The sequence below is a fragment of the Variovorax sp. GW822-FHT04A09 genome (assembly GCF_058801005.1).
In genome coordinates, this window is record NZ_JBXAMV010000003.1 from 501,708 (window position 1) to 519,339 (window position 17,632).

Below are 17,632 nucleotides of genomic sequence, written 5' to 3' on the forward strand. Positions count from 1 at the left end.
GCTCAAGGAGTTGATGACTGGATGAGGCCCACAACACTCTCGATGCGCTCCCGAAGATCCAGAACATCTAGGTTTGCGGGCTGACTACACACGGCTAACGCGACAGCGACCTTGTCGATTTTTCCCATCTTGGTTCCATCCGCCTTTTGGAAGGGAAGCACATTCGCATACCGCCCTGTGCCAAGCCGTTTTCCGTAGCGATCTCCATAGACCTCCTTAAGCGCAGCAGTCATTGATTCGCTTTCGACGTAGTTCTCAATTTCCCTACCGTCGGTAACCCATCCAACCCCTCGATCCGTCGCGAGTTCAACCAGCAACCGCTGCTTCGTCGTGTTGATTGAGTCCTCCGCTTTCGTCTTGTCACTGTCCATCACTACGCACAAATTTCGATTCAGCCGACGAACTGCGATCAGAGCCTCAACATCCCTTTGCCCGTCTTCGTCACGTGTCGTCAAGTGACTCAGCAGCTTTCCTCCATAGAACATCACTGAGTAATCAATACCTTCTCGCAAATTTGGCGCTAGAGCTCCGATCCAATGCTTTATGTAGATGCGATCCGAAGGTCCCTCGACCCAAACAATCGCGTTGGATTGAAGCAAATCCGACGCTCGATAACCTAGGTCCTGACATATCTGGAATCGGCTGGATGAAGTCAGTGCGGGGGATACAGTTGTCTGTGAGTCTTGATTCGACACATGAAATACGGCCGCGTCTACTGCATCAATGATGCTGGCGGAATGAGTTGCAATGAAGTATTGGTTCGTAGTGCGATCGGCCAAGTATTGGATCAAGCGTCTCTGGAGCAGAGGGTGCAGATGAATTTCTGGCTCCTCGATGCAAATGATTTGCTCCTCCAAGAAAGTGCACGACGCAGCAAGAAGAACGACTTCGTGAATCCCCGTCCCTAGCGCGCTCAAGGGCAGGAGCTTTTCATCAAGGGACACCAAGATGTGCTTTCGATGATCGGGGATTCGGATGCTTGCAGAGCTGTTCGCCGTCACTGCACGCAAGAAGCTGTTGATCGAATCAAACTTCAGCCGCTTGTGCTGTTCGTTGTAGTCAGGCTCTTGGTGTTTGCCTAGCTCTTCGATGAGGCCTCGACCGGACCAGTCAGAAAAGCTATGGCCTTTTTCCGAGACTGCCCGTATGGCAGGGACCATTGCTACATCTGGTATTGATGTTGGTAAATAGCCCACGAGACGCTCGAGGCTCTCTCGAATCCAAAGGTCAAGTCCGCCCCCGCTCTGATGTGTTAGGCCACTCCACAAGTCACGAAGTGCTATGTGACTGATCTCTCTAGAGATCTTGTCTATGTCCACCTTCGGCGGCCGAATGGCTTCAAGGACTCCGTGGCGACCTGATCCACGCTGCAACCAGATCAACTCATTTTTCTCATAATGAGAAAGTGCAAGCAGTTTGCGGGCTGTATGACGGGCGGCCGTTGCCTCTGGGAAAAGTGCACGAAGACTGCTGTCAACCGTAGACAGAGCTATCCCGATCCCCATGATCATTTCACCAGTCGGATTCGAAATATTTTTGTCCAACTCGTCGATAGGCGCCTGTGCCCCAAGCCCCTCGCTCACATTCGCAACGTGAGGCCGAAGATGCCGCGCGATGTAGTTCAACACCGTTGACTTTCCCACATTGTTTGGTCCGATAAAGAAGTTGAACTTCTGAAATGGAGCTACGTACACCACCTCATCACCAACCCCTCTGTAGTTCGCCAATGCGATTCCATGCAAGTATGTAGATTCGGACAAATCGAGTTCTCCTCAGTTTTTTATGCCTTCATTGCTTGGCTTACGTCAGCATCGGACACACTCAATCGTCGAAAGAATTCGCTCCTGCGCGCACTCTATTCATCATGAATCGCGAGAGGCCGGCCGACGAGCGCCCTCTCCAATGCAAGGTGCTCGCAGTGTGCCAGCCAACGGCTCGATTGAGCCTTGTGCATACCGCCGCCGGCAGTACACACACGCCGCCGCAGCGCGACACGATGAGCGTGCAGGGTCCGCGATGCGCCGCGTTCCCGCGCAAGCCTCGCTCTCGGCACGTGTGTGGCGGTTCCATCCGCGAGCGCCTGCTTTGCCTTTCCACGTTGCGATCGTTGTCCTGCGCTCTCTGCATCCGCCCAGACATACGACCGACGGCCCCGTCGCACGCAAGCCAAATCGCCTCAAAAAGCGCATCATCGTCACTGACGAACCCACGGTGCAGACTGTTCGCGAGGCAGAGCATGACTTGGTTCAAGAAGCTTTTCTGGATCGGCGCGGGACTCGCCGTGGGAGGCGGGTTTGCCCTGTTCGTGCTGGACGAATTGAAGACGTCCCGGCTGCAATCGGCCCTGTGGCGCGACTTGGCCGAGGGCGCCCGCTTCAGCGTCGAAGACGGTGCCAGCGATGCCATCCGCTTTCCCCGGACCGGCCCCTACGACGAGCGGCTGGGCTACCACCAGCTGCCGGGCTACATCGACCGCCTGGCGCCGCAGGGCTATGTCGTCACCCGCCAGGCCCGCATGTCGCCGCGGCTGCTCGAACTGCAGGACTACGGGCTCTTCGCGCCCTACCGTGAGAAAAACCAGGCCGGCCTGACCGTGCGCGACTGCCGGGACACGGCGCTGCTGCACACCCGCGTGCCCCAGCGCGCCTACGAGCGCTTCGAGGAGGTGCCGCCGCTGCTGGTGAGCGCCCTGCTGTTCGTCGAGGACCGCCACCTGCTGGACGCGCAGCCGCTGCAGCGCAACCCCGCGATCGATCCGGAACGCTTCGCCAAGGCGACGCTCGAGCAGGCGCTGCGCGCGGTCGGCCTGGGCCAGACGGCGACGGGCGGCAGCACGCTGGCCACCCAGCTCGAGAAGTACCGCCATTCGCCGCAGGGCCGCACCGGGTCGGTCGGCGACAAGCTGCGCCAGATGGCGTCGGCCTCGCTGCGCGCCTACCAGGACGGCGACGACACGCAGGCGCGGCGCCGCCAGATCGTCGTCGACTACCTCGACACCGTGCCGCTGGCCGCGCGCCCGGGCATGGGCGAGGTGCACGGGCTGGGCGACGGCCTGTGGGCCTGGTACGGGCGCGACTTCGGTGAAATCAACCGCCTGCTCGCCGACCAAGCGGAAGAGGCGGCGGCGCCCTCGGACGAGGCGCTGCGGCAGCAGGCCGAGGCCTTCAAGCAGGCGCTGTCGCTGATGATCGCGCAGCGCCGCCCGTCGCAGCACCTGCTCGGCGACGGTGCTGGCCTGACGCGGCTGACCGACAGCTACCTGCGGCTGATGGCCGAGGCCGGCCTGATCTCGCCCACGCTGCGCGACGCGGCGCTGCCGCTGTCCTTGCACCTGCAGCCACCGCTGCCGCCGACGCCCCGGCCCGACTTCGTGCAGCGCAAGGCCGCGACCGCGCTGCGCACCCACATCGGCACGCTGCTCGACGTGCCACGGGCTTACGACCTGGAGCGCCTGGACCTCGAGGCCGAGACCAGCCTGGACGGCGAAGCGCAGGCGCTGGTGGCGCGCGTGCTGGCCGGCCTGCGCACGCCCGCCGCGACGAAGGCCGCGGGGCTGGTCGGCTCCCACATGCTCGACCCGGGCGCCGACCCCAGCCCGCTGATCTACAGCTTCACGCTGTTCGAGCGCAGCGCCGGGACCAACCTGCTGCGCATCCAGGCCGACAACATCGACCAGCCGTTCGACGTGAACCAGGGCGCGCGGCTGGACCTGGGCTCGACCGCCAAGCTGCGCACCCTGGTGAGCTACCTGGAGCTCGTGGCCGAGCTGCACGCGGGCTGGGTCGACCTGAGCCCGGCCCAGCTGTCGGCGCTGGCGCCGAACCCGCGCGACCCGCTGGGTATGTGGGCACGGCAGTACCTCCTGCGCGCCAAGGATCGGCGTCTTGCGCCGATGCTGGAGGCGGCGATGGAGCGCAAGTACTCGGCGAACCCGGGCGAGGCCTTCTTCACCGGCGGCGGCCTGCACCAGTTCGAGAACTTCGAGCGCTCGCGCAACAGCAGCTCGATGACCGTGCGCGAAGGCTTCAAGCATTCGGTCAACCTGGTGTTCATCCGCCTGATGCGCGACCTGGTGCGCCACCGCATGTTCGGTGGCGCGTCGGGCGCCGAGCGCCTGCTGAAGGATCCTGCCGACCCGGGCCGGCGCGAGCTGCTCGCGCGCTTTGCCGACCGCGAAGGCTCGGCCTTCCTCACCCGCTTCCATCGCAAGTACCAGCACCTGCCGGCCGCGGATGCCGAGGCGCTGCTGCTGCGCGGCCTGAGGCCGTCGGCACCGCGCCTGGCGAGCGTGCTCTTCACCATCGAGCCCGAGGCCGACGACGCACGGCTCGACGCGCTCCTGGTGCAGCGGCTGGGCCGCGGCGCCGGCTCGCCGCGCGCATTGGGCGCGCTGCGCAGCACCTACGCCGGCCTGTCGCTGGCCGATCGCGGCTACGTCGCACGCGTGCATCCGCTGGAGCTCTGGCTGGTCGGCTACCTGCGGCGCCACCCCGGCGCCTCGCTGACCGAGGTGCTGGACGCGAGCGTGCGCGAACGCCAGGAGGTCTACGCCTGGCTCTTCAAGACGCGCCACAAGAGCGCGCAGGACAGGCGCCTGCGCGAGCTGATCGAGCTCGACGCCTTTGCACAGATCCATCGCTCATGGCAGCGCGTGGGTTACCCCTTCGCATCGCTGACGCCGTCTTACGCGAGCGCGATCGGCGCGTCGGGCGACCGGCCGGCCGCCCTGGCGGAGCTGATGGGCATCCTCGCGAATGACGGCGTGCGGCTGCCCACGCAACGGGTCGGCGCCCTGCACTTCGCGCGCGACACGCCCTACGAGACACGGCTGGAGCCGCGCCATGCGAGCGCACAGCAGGTGCTGCCCGCCGAGGTGGCCGCCACGGTGCGCCGTGCCTTGGTCGAGGTGGTGAACGACGGCACCGCACGGCGGCTGAAGGGCGCGCTGGTGGACGAGAGCGGCCGCGCCCTCGAGATCGGCGGCAAGACCGGCACCGGCGACCACCGCTACGAACAGACCGGCCGCGGCGGACGGGTGATTTCGCAGCGCAAGATCGACCGCTCGGCCACCTTCGTGTTCATGATCGGCGACCGCTACTTCGGCACGATCCTGGCCTACGTGCACGAGCCCCACGCCGCCCGCCACCGGTTCACGAGCGCGCTGCCGACCCAGCTGCTGAAGTCGCTGGGGCCGCAGTTGCTGCCGGTGCTGCAGCGCAGGGGGTGTGGGGAGCCGCAGCAGCGGGCGCCATGAGGCGACATGGGCGGCCCAAAGACAAAGCCCCTGTAGCAGGGCTGCTACAGGGGCTTGAATCTGGAGGAGAGGGAGGGATTCGAACCCTCGGTACTATCGCTAGTACGCCTGATTTCGAGTCAGGTACATTCGACCACTCTGCCACCTCTCCGGTGCTGTCGAGCCTCAGATTATAGCCAGAAAAATCTGACTTTTGACGCCCTGCGCTTCAACCGCGCAAAACTTCGAGGCCGCCGAGGTACGGACGCAACGCCGCGGGCACGTTGATCGAGCCGTCTTCGTTCTGGTGGTTCTCCAGCACGGCGACCAGCGCGCGGCCCACGGCCAGGCCGGAGCCGTTGAGGGTGTGCACCAGCTCGTTCTTGCCCTGGGCGTTCTTGAAACGGGCCTGCAGGCGGCGCGCCTGGAAGGCTTCGCAGTTCGACACCGAGCTGATCTCGCGGTACGTGTTCTGCGCGGGCAGCCACACCTCGAGGTCGTAGGTCTTGGTGGAACCGAAACCCATGTCGCCGGTGCACAGCAGCACCACGCGGTACGGCAGCTCCAGCGCCTGCAGCACGGCTTCGGCGTGACCGGTCATCTGCTCCAGCGCGTCGTAGCTCTTCTCGGGGTGCACGATCTGCACCATCTCGACCTTGTCGAACTGGTGCTGGCGGATCATGCCGCGCGTGTCGCGCCCGGCGCTGCCGGCTTCGGAACGGAAACACGGCGTGTGGGCCGTGAGCTTGATGGGCAGTTGCGCCTCGGGCACGACCTCGTCGCGCACGAAGTTGGTCAGCGGCACTTCGCTGGTCGGGATGAGGTACAGCGCCGAATGGTCGGGCGCGGGCTCGCCGTCCTGGCCGCCCTTCTTCGCGGCGAACAGGTCGCCTTCGAACTTGGGCAGCTGGCCGGTGCCGCTGAGCGTGGCGGCGTTAACCACGTAGGGCACGTAGCACTCGGTGTAGCCGTGCTGTTCGGTCTGCAGGTCGACCATGAACTGGGCCAGCGCGCGGTGCAGGCGGGCGATCGGGCCCTTCATGACGGTGAAGCGCGAGCCCGAGAGCTTGGCGCCCATCTCGAAATCGAGGCCCAGCGGGGCGCCGAGGTCGACGTGGTCCTTGGGCGCGAAGGCCAGCGGCGTGGCGTTGGCGCCGGCGCCGCCCTGGGGCGCCCAGCGGCGCATCTCGACGTTGCCGGCCTCGTCTTCACCGAGCGGCACGCTGGCGTGCGGCAGGTTGGGCACGGCCAGCAGCAGCGCGTGCAGCTCGGGCTGGATTTCTTCGAGGCGCTTGGATTGCGATTCCTGCTCGGCCTTGAGCGCGTTGACCTCGGCCATGAGCGCGTCGACCGACTCGCCCTTGGCCTTGAGCGGGCCGATCTGCTTGTTCAGCGTGTTGCGGCGCGCCTGGATTTCCTCGGTGCGGGTCTGCAGCGTCTTGCGCTCGGCCTCGAGCGCGGTGAACGCCGAGACGTCGAGGTAAGGCTGGTTCTTCTTGCGTTTTTCGAGGCCGGCCACAGCGGAGGCCAGGTCTTTGCGGAGCAGGGTGATGTCGAGCATGGGGAGATTTTAGGTGGGCGCCCGGCCCGCGCCCGCCCTCCCCGCTCGCACGCCTCAGACCACTCAGGCGACCGTGGCCGGATCGACGTTCGCCCCGCAGATGATCAGGCACACCTTCTCGCCCTCGCGCGGCACGTAGGCGCCGGTCTGCAGCGCCGCCAGCGGCAGCGCGGCGGCCGGTTCCACGGCGAGCTTCAGTTCCTTCCAGAGCCACTGCTGGGCGGCGCGGATCGCGTCGTCGGACAGCAGCAGCGCGTCGCGCACCTGCTGCTGCGTGATCTCCCAGGCGATGGCGCCGATGCGGCGCGCGCCGAGCGAATCGGCCGCGATGCCGCCGACGTCCACGTCGACCGGCTCGCCGGCCTCGCGGGCGCGGAACAGCGTCGGGGCCTTTTCGGGCTCGAGCGCCACCACGCGGGCGCGTTGCTCGAACCAGCCGGCCAGGCCGCCGATCAGGCCGCCGCCGCCCACGCTCACCAGCACGGCGTCGGGCAGGCCGCCCTGCGCCTCGATCTCGCGGCCGAGCGTGCCGGCGCCGGCCACCACTTCGGGCTGGTCGTAGGCGTGGGTGAGCAAGGCACCCGTTTCCTTCTGGCGCGCCAGGCAGGCGGCCAGCGCGTCGGGGTACAGCTCGCCGACCACGACCACTTCGGCGCCCAGCGCCCGCAGGCGCGCGCGCTTGGCTTCGGGCGAGACGCCCGGCAGGAACACCTGGCAGGGCACGCCCAGCGCCTTGGCGGCGGCCGCCGTGGCAATGCCGGCGTTGCCGCCCGAGGCCACGATCACGCCCGCGGCGGGGATGTCGTTGGCCAGCAGGCGGTTCATCATGCCGCGGGCCTTGAAGCTGCCGCTGACCTGCATGTGTTCCAGCTTGAGCCAGACTTCAGCGCCGGGCGCGGCCACGCCCAGGGCGGCGGCCGGCAGCTTCCACAGTGGCGTTTCACGCAGGAAATGGCCGGCGCGTTCGCCCAGCCTGCGGGAGGCGCTCTCGATGTCGGAGCGCCAATCGGTGTTTGTCATGATGTTCAGGAGATGTGCCCAGGGGGCGGGATGTCGTCGAGCTTGAGGCCCTTGGGAAGCGGGAACTTGATGGTTTCCTCGATGCCGTCCATCTTGCGCACCGACACGGCGCCGAAGGCGCGCACGCGCTCGATCACCTCGTGCACCAGCACCTCGGGCGCCGAGGCGCCGGCGGTGAGGCCGATGCGCGACTTGCCCTCGAACCATTCGGGCTTGAGCTCGTCGGCCGAATCGACCATGTAGCTCTCGGTGCCCAGGCGCTGCGCCAGCTCGCGCAGGCGGTTGCTGTTGGAGCTGGTGGGGCTGCCGACCACGATCACGAGGTCGACCTGCGGGCTCATGATCTTCACCGCGTCCTGGCGGTTCTGGGTGGCGTAGCAAATATCTTGCTGCTTGGGCTCGCGCACGTTCGGAAAGCGCGCGCGCACGGCGGCGGCGATCTCCGCGGCGTCGTCCACGCTGAGCGTGGTCTGCGTGACCACGGCGAGCTTCTCGGTCTGCAGGGGCGACGCATTGGCCACGTCGGCCACGTCTTCCACGAGGTGGATGCCGCTCGACAGCTGCCCCATCGTGCCTTCGACCTCGGGGTGGCCCTTGTGGCCGATCATGATGAATTCGTAGCCCTCTTTCGCGAGCTTGGCCACCTCGACGTGCACCTTGGTCACCAGCGGGCAGGTGGCGTCGAAGATCGAGAAGCCGCGGTCGCGCGCCTCCTGCTCCACGGCCTTGCTCACGCCGTGTGCGCTGAACACCAGCGTGGAGCCGGGCGGCACGTCGGACAGCTCTTCGATGAAGATCGCGCCCTTGGCCTTGAGCTCGTTCACCACGTAGGTGTTGTGCACGATCTCGTGGCGCACGTAGATCGGCGCGCCGAACTTGGCGAGGGCGCGCTCGACGATCTCGATGGCGCGGTCCACGCCGGCGCAGAAGCCGCGCGGCTCGGCCAGAAGGACTTCTTCGATGTTCGGGTTCATAGCACGCCGATCAGCTTCACTTCGAAGGTGACCGGTTGCCCCGCGAGCGGGTGGTTGAAGTCGAAGCGCACGCCGGTCTCGTTCGACTCGACGACCGCGCCCGCGTAGCTGCCCGCGCCGTCGGGCGTGGGGAACTGCACCACGTCGCCGACGGCGTACTGCTCGTCGGGGTCGCCCATCTGGGCCAGCAGCTTGCGCGCCACCCATTGCTGCATGTCGGGGTTGCGCTCGCCGAAAGCCTCGCCGGCGGGCAGCTCGAAGGTGGCGTGCGCGCCCTCTTCCATGCCCATCAGGCGCTGCTCCATGGCCGGCGAGAGCTCGCCGGTGCCCAGCGACAGCGTGGCGGGCTTGTCGGCGAAGGTGTTGATGATGTCGCCCGCCGGACCGGCCAGCCGGTAGTGCAGGGTCAGGAAGGAGCCGGAAGTCACAACTTGGGACATGGGTGCAGCGAAGGTGGGCAAAGACGAGGGAGGTGTCCCGATAAACTGGCCCTCATTTTAAGGATCGGGGCAACATCTCGCCCCGGCCCAGGTTTCTGCAGGGTTTCATGGCATTCAAGGATCTCCCTCTCGACGCCCGGCCGCGCGAAAAGCTCATCGCGCGGGGCGCCGCCGCGCTGGCCGATGCCGAGCTGCTGGCGCTGCTGCTGCGCACCGGCGTGGCCGGCAAGAACGTGCTCCAGCTGGCCCAGCAGCTGCTCGAGCGTTTCGGCGGGCTGTCGGGGCTGCTGCACACGGCGCCCGATGACCTCAAGGCGGTCAAGGGCATGGGCGGCAGCGCCAAGCGCTCCGAACTCACGGCGGTGCTCGAACTGGCGCGCCGCGCCATGGGCGAGCGCCTGAAGGAGCGCACGGTGTTCGACTCGCCCGAGGCGGTCAAGCAGTACCTGCAGATGCACATCGGCTCGCGCCCGCACGAGGTGTTCGCGGTGCTGTTCCTCGACGTGCAGCACCGCCTGCTCACGCTCGAGGAGCTGTTTCGCGGCACGCTCACGCAGACCAGCGTCTACCCGCGCGAGGTCGTCACCCGCGCCCTGCACCACCAGGCCGCGGCCGTGGTGCTGGCCCACAACCACCCCAGCGGCAGCATCGAGCCCTCGCGCGCCGACGAATCGCTCACGCAGACGCTGCGCGCCGCGCTGGCGCTGGTCGACGTGCGTGTGCTCGACCACGTGATCGTGAGCCCGGGCCAGAGCTTCTCGATGGCGGAACGGGGGCTGCTCTGATGGCATCGTCTTCTTCGCGTCCCCCGGCCCTGAAGAACCTGGCCGACCTCAAGCAGGTGCAGCGCGTGCTCGCCGAAACCCGCGAGCGCGAGGCCGCCGAGGCTGCCGCGCGCGCCGCGGCCGAGCGCAAGCGCGCCGCCGAGAAAGACCTGTTCACGCGCGCCATCGGCGCCACCGAACCGCTGCGCCGCAAGGCCGCCGTGGCGCTCGCGCCCGAGCCGCCCGCGCCCATTCCGTTTCAGCACCAGCTCGACGAGCAGCGCGTGCTGCGCGAGTCGCTGTCCGACGAGTTCGACGTGACCACGCTGCTCGATGTCGACGACGCCATGAGCTTTCGCCGCCCCGGCATCGGCACCGACATCACGGCGCGGCTGCGCAAGGGCGACTGGGCGATCCAGGGGCAGGTCGACCTGCACGGCCTGCGCAGCGACGAGGCGCGCGAGGCGCTCGGCGGCTTCATCCGCAACGCCCACAAGCAGGGGCTGCGCTGCGTGCGCGTGGTGCACGGCAAGGGCCTGGGCTCGCCCGGCAAGCAGCCGGTGCTCAAGACCAAGACGCAGCGCTGGCTGATCCAGAAGAACGAGGTGATCGCCTTCGTGCAGGCCAAGCCGGCCGAAGGCGGGGCCGGGGCGCTGGTGGTGCTGCTGGCGCCCGTGCGGCGCTGACAGGGCACCGCACGGTGCCCTGCCCTTCTTACTTGCTCAGGTCGACCTTGTAGACCGAGCGGCCCTTGCCGTTGCCGTCATCCGCGGTCAGCAGCGAGATGTTCGTCAACCCCGCGTCCGTGGCCGCGCTCAATTGCCCCTGGCCCGACGTGATCGTCACGTTGCCCGCGGTCGTCACCTTGGTGAAGCGCCAGCTGCGCGCCGCGCCGTCGGCCGCGCGCGTGATCGTCTTCTTCGCCTTGATGTACGCGATCAGCACGTCGCGGTTCGCATCGGGCGAGGCGTAGATCGTCGCGCGCCCGTCCAGCGCCGGAATGAAGCTCGCACCGCTGGTCGCGCGGTAGTTGTTCGTCGCAATGACGAACTCCTTCGCCGGGTCGATGGGCGCGCCCAGGTACATGAGGTTCTTGATGCGGCTGCCCACGGCCTGCGTCACGTCGATCTCGTACTGCATGTCGGGCGTGGTGAACATGTCGAAGTTGTAGCCCGGGAAGGGGCTGATCAGCGACTGGTCGGTCGTGAGCGCCGGGTCGATCTTGTTGAAGCGCTTGGCCGCGGCCTCGAGCCAGCCCTTGATCTCGGCGCCCGTCACCTTCACCGCGTACACCGTGTTCGGGTACAGGTACAGGTCGGCGGCGCTGAAGATCGCGAGGTTGCCTACGGCCACGTCGGTGTAGTCGCGTCCGCCCTCGAAGCCCGACTTGAAGGGCGCGCTCACCGACAGCACCGGCAGGCCCGCGTACTGCGGCAGGTTGGCCTGAAGGTAGGTCTTCACGTAGTCGGCCTGGGCCTGGTTCACGATCTGGATCGCGCCCGGGTCGCCCACGTCGGCAAAGAAGGTGTTCATGCGGAAGTCGGTGGTGCCGATCGGCGTCTTCACGTAGTCGATCGCGGCCTGGTGCTGGGTGTCGACCATCGGTGCCACGCTCGGGTCGGCATCGACATACACGCCCTTGCCGATCTGGGTCGAACGCGCCTCGACCAGCGTCTTGCTCTTGTCCACGCCCCAGGCCTTGCCGTCCCACACGAGCTCGAGCTTCACGAGGCCCAGTGCCTTGCCCCACGAACTGGGCATCACGGCCGGCACGCCGTTGACGGTGCCGGCGGCGTTGTCCACGCCGGGCTGCGTGTAGCCGGGCTTGGCGCCGCGGTCGGGGAACAGGCCGTGCTGGTGGCCCATCATCAGCACGTCGATGCCGGGCACCTTCGACAGGTACAGGCCCGGGCTTTCCATGGTCGGCGAGTACGGCGAGGCGTCGAGGCCGCCGTGCTGCAGCGCCACGACGATGTCGGCGCCCTTCTCGCGCAGCTCGGGCACGTAGCGCTTGGCCGCTTCGACCGCGCCTTCGGTGCGCAGCTTGCCTTCGAGAAAGCGCTTGTCCCAGTTCATGATGCCGGGCGTGGTGAAGCCGATCACGCCGACCTTCACCGGCACCGTCACGCTCTTGCCATCCGGCGCGGTGGCGGTGAACTGCTTCGTGACGATGGTGTAGGGCGCCACGAGCGGCTTGCCGCTCTTGAGGCTGTGCACGTTGGCCACCACCATCGGGAAGCTCGGGCCCGCGCACTTCTTGCTGCCGTCCACGCCCTCGACATCGAGGCCGCCGCCGAGCACCTGGTTGAGGAAGTCCAGGCCGTAGTTGAACTCGTGGTTGCCCAGCGTGCCGGCGTCGTAGCCGGTGGCGTTCATCACCTTGTACATCGACAGCGGCTGCGTGCACGGGATGCGGTTGACCAGCGCTTCGTAGTCGGCCAGCGCGGTGCCCTGGATGGTGTCGCCGTTGTCGAACAGCATCGTGTTCGCGAACTCCTTGCGCGCGGCGTTGATGAGCGTGGCGGTGCGCTCGTAGCCGTACGACTTGTCTTCGGCGAGCTTGAAGTAGTCGTAGCTGCGCACGTTGAAGTGCAGGTCGGTCGTTTCGAGCAGCGCGACCGTGGTGCGCGTGCCGGCGGCCACGGGGGCCGGAGTCGGTGCGGGTGCCGGGGGCGGAACGATCGGGGGAAACGTGGTGCCGCCTCCGTTGCCACCGCCACAGGCGGTGAGCACGGCGGCCAGGACGGCGGCACAGGTGGACATGGGGGCGAGGCGCGCCAGCGACGCGGCCACTGCGTTGTTCATCGAGAGGTCTCCCTGCGGATATGAGGAAGGACCAGTCTCCGAAAGCCGGGTGACAGACCGGTGAATCCAGGCCTGCCGTGCAGCGCCGTTGCGACAGCAGTTACGCCAGGTGGTTCTTTAGTGGTACCGCCGCGTCCGCCACCGCTTCGGGCGCGGGGCTGCGGCCCGCTTCGAGCAGCTTGCGGCTCATCATGTGATCGACCGGCGCGTTCACCGATTCGACGCACACGAGCTGGCCGTCGACGTAGTGGAACAGCGAGAACGCCTCGGGCTTCGGCCCCGCGCGGCGCACGCTCACCAGGCCCGGCGTGCCTTCGGCCGGCATGAGGCCCGCCATCTGCAAGCGCAGGCCGCCCTGGTCGGACCAGAACCACGCGACCGCGTCGTGATCGCGCGCGGCGCCGGTCAGCGTGGCCACCGCCGTGCGCGCCTGGTCGTTCGCGTTCTGCACCGATTCGAGCCGCAGCGCGCGGCCCGCGCGGCGGTCGGGGAAGCGCGTGCAATCGCCCACCGCGAGCACGTCGGCCGCGCTGGTCTGCATGTGGCCGTCGACCACGATGCCGTCGGCGCACTCGAGGCCCGCGGCCTGCGCGAGCGCGGTCTCGGGCACCGCGCCGATGCCCAGCAGCAGCAGGTCGATCGGCTGCTTCACGCCGTTGACTTCGACCGATACGAGCCGGTCGCCCACGACTTCGAAGGCGCCGGTCTGCGCGCCCAGCACGATGTCGATGCCGGCCGCGCGGTGCGTGGCCAGCACATGCGCCGACAGCTCGGGCGACACGGCGCGGCCCAAGAGGCGCGGCGCGCATTCGATCACCTGCACGCGCTTGCCCAGCGCCTGCGCGGTGGCCGCCACTTCGAGGCCGATGAAGCCGCCGCCCAGCACCGTGACCTGCTGCGCCTCCGCCAGCCGCGTGCGCAGACGATGCGCTTCGTCAGCGGCGCGCAGGCTCGCCACGTTCTCCAGGCCGGCCTGCAGGCCAGGCATCTGGCGTGCGCGCGTGCCGGTGGCCAGCACCAGGCGCTCCCACGGCAGCACCGCACCCGAGCGCAGCGTGACGGTGTGCGCCTCGCGGTCGATGGCCACGGCCGCGTCGCCCAGGTGCAGCGTGATGCCCGCTTCGCGGTACCAGTCGGCGGCCTTGTGCGGCTGCGTGGTTTCTTCGGCGCTCTTGAGGAAGGCCTTCGACAGCGGCGGGCGGTGATAGGGCTCGCAGGCCTCTTCGCAGACCAGGTGCACGCGCGCGCCCTGCCCGGCTTCCGCCAGGCCCGCGCAGAGCTGGGCCGCGGCGTGGCCGCCGCCGATGATGACGATGGAATTCATGGAGAACAGTCTTTCGGGAATCGTTGTCTGGTCACTCGCCGCGGTTGCGCATCCAGTCGGCGGTCTTGAAGAAGGAGTCTCTGAGGCGTGCGCGCAGGTCTTCAGGCACACCGGTCTCGCCCATCGCCTGGTCCATGCAGGCCAGCCACTGGTCGCGTTCCTTGATGCCGATGCTGTGGCCGCCGATGGCCTGCGGCAGATGCCGCGCGCGCAGCATGGGGTGGCCGAAGCGGTCGGTGTAGTGGGCGGGCCCGCCGAGCCAGCCGCAGAGGAACCAGAACAGGCGCTGGCGCGCGTTGTCCAGGTCGGTGCCGTGCACGGCGCGCAGTTGCGCGTAGGCCGGCTCGAGGTCCATCAGGTCGTAGAAGCGCTCGACCAGCGCCTCCACCTTGGGCTCGCCGCCGATCCACTCGAAGGGCGTGCCGGCGGGCGGTTTGTCTTGAATCTGCATGAAAGCGAGTATCCCTTCGGGGGCACTCTAGAGTTGGATCAGATCGGGAATGCCCACATCGGTGCTCACGTCGGCCGCGTAGTCCACACCGTCGACGGAGAAGCCGAACAGGCGCAGGAACTCGGTCTTGTAGCCCGCGAAATCGGTCAGCTCATTGAGGTTGGCGTCGGTGACCTGCGGCCAGAGTTCCTGCACGCGCGCCTGCACCTGCGGCGCCAGTTCCTTGTAGTCGGCGCGCAGGCGGCCTTCGTCGTCCAGGTGCGGCGTGGCGCCGTACAGGCTGTCCGCGTACAGGCCGTGCACCTGCTCGATGCAGCCTTCATGCGTGCCTTCGGCCTTCATCACCTTGAACAGCAGCGACAGGTACAGCGGCATCATCGGGATGGCCGAGCTGGCCTGCGTGACCACCGCCTTCAGCACCGACACGCGCGCGTCGCCGCCCTTGGCGGCCAGTTGCGCGCGGATGTCCAGCACCTTCTCGTCCAGATCCTTCTTGGCGGCGCCGATGGAGCCGTTCCAGTAGATGTCGTGCGTGATCTGCTCGCCCAGGTAGGTGAAGGCCGTGGTCTTGGCGCCGTCGGCCAGCACGCCGGCCTGCTGCAGCGCGTCGATCCACATCTGCCAGTCTTCGCCGCCCATGACGGCGACGGTGTTGTCGATCTCTTCCTGCGTGGCGGGCTCGAGCACCGATTCCTTCACGGTCCCGCTGTCGGTGTCCAGGCCGCGCAGCGTCACGGCCTTGCCGATGGGCTTGAGCACGGAGTTGAAGACCTGGCCGGTCTTGGGGTGCGTGCGGCGCGGCGCGGCCAGGCTGTAGACCACGAGGTCGACCTGGCCGAGGTCGGCGCGGATGGTCTCGATGGCCTGCTGCTTCACCGCGTCCGAAAAGCCGTCGCCGTTGATCGTCTTGGCGTAGCGCCCTTCGGCCGTGGCGGCGCGGTGGAAGGCGGCGGTGTTGTACCAGCCGGGCGAGCCGGGCTTGGTCGCGCTGCCCGCGCGTTCGAAGCACACGCCCAGCGTGTCGGCGCCGCTGCCGAAGGCCGCGGTGATGCGCGCGGCCAGGCCGTAGCCGGTAGACGCGCCGATCACCAGCACGCGCTTGGGGCCGCCCGCGATGGGGGGCCTGGCTTTGACGTACGCGATCTGTTGCCGGACATTGGCTTCGCAGCCCACGGGGTGGGTGGTGACGCAGATGAAGCCGCGCACGCGGGGTTGGATGATCATGAAAAGCTCGCTCGGTAAGACATTCGGGGGACGGCGGCGGGGCACGTCGCGGCGTCGCGAATTTAACCCAGCCGGCAACAGGCCGATTCATCAGCCCCATATGCATATGTCGATTGACGATTTAATAATCTTGGGTTTTATTGATATGGTTCCGGCCTGAATTTCACTCTGGAGAGAGGACGATCCCCACCATGCGCCACACCCTGCTTGCCGCGGCCCTTGCCGCTTCCGCCCTGCTGACCGGCGTTGCCGCCCATGCGGACCAGCTCGCCGACATCAAGAAGAAGGGCGAACTCGTGGTCGGCGTGCTCGGCACCGACGAGCCCGCCACCTTCATCGATCCGAAGACGCGCCAGATCGTCGGCTACGAGGTCGACCTGGTGAACGCCATCGCGAAAAAGATCGGCGTGAAGCCGGTGCTCAAGCAGATCGCCGTGGCCGCGCGCATTCCCGAGCTGCAGCAGGGCCACGTGGACCTGGTGGCCGCCGGCCTCACGCACAACAAGGAGCGCGAGGCGCAGATCGACTTCTCGCTCACCACCTTCGTCACCGGCCAGAAGGCCATCGTGAAGAAGACCAGCGGCATCACCGACGTACCGCAGCTCGGCGGCAAGAAGGTGCTGACCATCCGCGGCGGCACGCAGGAACCCAACATCCGCAAGGCCGTGCCCACCGCCGAGGTCGTGACCTTCGACACCAGCCAGCAGGCCTTCCAGGCGCTGCAGCAGGGCAAGGGCGTGGGCTACGTGGACGACGAGGCCGCGCTGCTGCGCAGCTACGCCAAGCTGGGCCCGCAGAAGGCGCAGTACGTGGTGCTCAAGCAGAACCTGAGCACCGAGTCGCTGGCCATCGGCATCAAGAAGGGCGAGAGCGGCCTGAAGACCGTGGTGGACGATACGCTGCGCGAGCTCGAGAAGTCGGGTGAAGCGCAGAAGATCTTCCTCAAGTGGTACGGCCCGAACACGGCGTCGGGCTTCCAGACGCGCGACTTCAAGCTCGAAACCGACAAGATCGACTGAGCCCGCGCGCTCGGCACACCAGGGGCGGGCCGCCATGCGACCCGCCCTTCGCTTTTGAGCGGCACGGCCCGCATGCGTACCATGTGCGCCCCGGCGCCTTTCGCCGTGCCTCCCGTTTCCCATGCCCCTGTTCGACTATTCGCTGCTGCTGACCGGCCAGTACCACGACATGCTGGTCGCGGGCCTGTGGCTGTCGCTGCAGCTGCTCGCGGTCTCGCTCGTCTTCGCGCTGCCGCTGGCGCTGGTGGTGGCGCTGCTGCGGCTCTCGCCGCTGGCGCCGCTGCGCTGGCTCGGTTTTGCGTACGTGGAATCGATCCGCAACATCCCGCTGCTGGCCCACATGCTGTTCTGGTACTTCGGCGCGCCCGAGCTGCTGCCCGAAGGCCTGAAGACCTGGCTCTATGAAGGCCACATCGAGGCCTACAGCGCGATCGTGGCGCTGTCGCTGTACACGGCGGCCTTCATGGCGGAGGACATCCGCAGCGGCATCCGCTCGATCCCGGCCGTGCAGTTCGAGGCCGGCCGCGCGCTGGGCTTCAGCTTCCTGGCCACGATGCGCCGCGTGGTGCTGCCGCAGGCGCTGCGCGTGACCGTGCCGCCGCTGATCTCGCAGACGCTGAGCCTGTGGAAGAACACCTCGATCGCCACGGTGATCGGCGTGGCCGAGCTGATGTACCAGGCCGGGCAGGTGGAAAGCGCGACCTTCCGCAGCTTCGAGTCGTTCGCGTTCGCGAGTGCGGCGTACCTCACGGTTTCGCTCGCCATCACCGGCCTGGCGACCTGGTACCACCACCGCTTCCCGGTGCGGACCATCTGA

14 protein-coding genes and 1 tRNA gene are annotated in these 17,632 nt (G+C 67.3%); 5 read left to right on the forward strand and 10 right to left on the reverse strand.

Annotation, left to right across the window (positions count from 1 at the left end; translation table 11 throughout):
• Positions 1-2 precede the first annotated feature (2 nt).
• Positions 3-1,727 (reverse strand): AAA family ATPase, encoded by a 1,725-nt coding sequence (locus AC1RLW_RS18820; protein ID WP_493194463.1) that lies wholly within the window; start codon positions 1,725-1,727, stop codon positions 3-5.
• A 509-nt stretch (positions 1,728-2,236) separates the two neighbouring features.
• Here AC1RLW_RS18820 and AC1RLW_RS18825 point away from each other — a divergent pair.
• On the forward strand, positions 2,237-5,254 hold the full coding sequence (locus AC1RLW_RS18825) for a transglycosylase domain-containing protein (protein ID WP_493194464.1): 3,018 nt from the start codon (positions 2,237-2,239) through the stop codon (positions 5,252-5,254).
• A gap of 61 nt (positions 5,255-5,315) precedes the next feature.
• On the opposite strand, the gene AC1RLW_RS18830 is transcribed toward AC1RLW_RS18825, so the two are convergent.
• The 5 genes from AC1RLW_RS18830 to AC1RLW_RS18850 form a co-directional block, all read right to left on the reverse strand.
• Positions 5,316-5,405, reverse strand: a tRNA-Ser gene (locus AC1RLW_RS18830).
• A 57-nt stretch (positions 5,406-5,462) separates the two neighbouring features.
• Entirely contained in the window at positions 5,463-6,794 is a 1,332-nt protein-coding gene (serS, locus tag AC1RLW_RS18835) for a serine--tRNA ligase (RefSeq protein ID WP_062469134.1), read from the reverse strand.
• 63 nt (positions 6,795-6,857) lie between these two features.
• Positions 6,858-7,814, reverse strand: coding sequence for a threonine/serine dehydratase (locus tag AC1RLW_RS18840; protein WP_095743997.1), 957 nt, complete (start codon positions 7,812-7,814; stop codon positions 6,858-6,860).
• A gap of 5 nt (positions 7,815-7,819) precedes the next feature.
• The gene (gene ispH / locus AC1RLW_RS18845; protein WP_095743996.1) at positions 7,820-8,788 is read right to left on the reverse strand and encodes a 4-hydroxy-3-methylbut-2-enyl diphosphate reductase; all 969 of its coding nucleotides are present in this window, start codon (positions 8,786-8,788) and stop codon (positions 7,820-7,822) included.
• A complete protein-coding gene (locus tag AC1RLW_RS18850; protein ID WP_159278109.1) occupies positions 8,785-9,228 on the reverse strand; it encodes an FKBP-type peptidyl-prolyl cis-trans isomerase in 444 nt (147 codons plus the stop codon). Before AC1RLW_RS18850 ends, ispH begins: the two co-directional genes overlap by 4 nt.
• 107 nt (positions 9,229-9,335) lie before the next feature.
• On the opposite strand from AC1RLW_RS18850, the gene radC reads away from it, so the two are divergent.
• Together radC and AC1RLW_RS18860 are read left to right on the forward strand one after the other, a co-directional pair.
• The gene (gene radC, locus AC1RLW_RS18855; protein ID WP_062469128.1) at positions 9,336-10,013 is read left to right on the forward strand and encodes a RadC family protein; all 678 of its coding nucleotides are present in this window, start codon (positions 9,336-9,338) and stop codon (positions 10,011-10,013) included.
• Positions 10,013-10,678, forward strand: a complete 666-nt coding sequence (locus tag AC1RLW_RS18860) for a Smr/MutS family protein (RefSeq protein ID WP_070061513.1) — start codon at positions 10,013-10,015, stop codon at positions 10,676-10,678. The genes radC and AC1RLW_RS18860 overlap by 1 nt, the downstream gene beginning before the upstream one ends.
• Positions 10,679-10,706: 28 nt before the next feature.
• Here the strand turns inward: AC1RLW_RS18860 and AC1RLW_RS18865 are convergent, their stop codons facing one another.
• From AC1RLW_RS18865 to fabV, 4 genes are all read right to left on the reverse strand, one after another.
• A complete protein-coding gene (locus AC1RLW_RS18865) occupies positions 10,707-12,755 on the reverse strand; it encodes a bifunctional 2',3'-cyclic-nucleotide 2'-phosphodiesterase/3'-nucleotidase (RefSeq protein ID WP_493194683.1) in 2,049 nt (682 codons plus the stop codon).
• Between the two features lie 142 nt (positions 12,756-12,897).
• Entirely contained in the window at positions 12,898-14,121 is a 1,224-nt protein-coding gene (locus tag AC1RLW_RS18870) for an NAD(P)/FAD-dependent oxidoreductase (protein WP_493194468.1), read from the reverse strand.
• A 31-nt stretch (positions 14,122-14,152) separates the two neighbouring features.
• Positions 14,153-14,572: a group II truncated hemoglobin gene (locus AC1RLW_RS18875; protein ID WP_159274896.1), complete on the reverse strand. Its 420-nt coding sequence runs from the start codon at positions 14,570-14,572 to the stop codon at positions 14,153-14,155.
• A 27-nt stretch (positions 14,573-14,599) separates the two neighbouring features.
• Entirely contained in the window at positions 14,600-15,796 is a 1,197-nt protein-coding gene (gene fabV / locus AC1RLW_RS18880) for an enoyl-ACP reductase FabV (protein WP_493194469.1), read from the reverse strand.
• A 191-nt stretch (positions 15,797-15,987) separates the two neighbouring features.
• On the opposite strand from fabV, the gene AC1RLW_RS18885 reads away from it, so the two are divergent.
• Both AC1RLW_RS18885 and AC1RLW_RS18890 read left to right on the forward strand, forming a co-directional pair.
• On the forward strand, positions 15,988-16,815 hold the full coding sequence (locus tag AC1RLW_RS18885) for an ABC transporter substrate-binding protein (protein WP_159274898.1): 828 nt from the start codon (positions 15,988-15,990) through the stop codon (positions 16,813-16,815).
• Between the two features lie 121 nt (positions 16,816-16,936).
• Positions 16,937-17,632 (forward strand): amino acid ABC transporter permease, encoded by a 696-nt coding sequence (locus AC1RLW_RS18890; RefSeq protein WP_056578440.1) that lies wholly within the window; start codon positions 16,937-16,939, stop codon positions 17,630-17,632.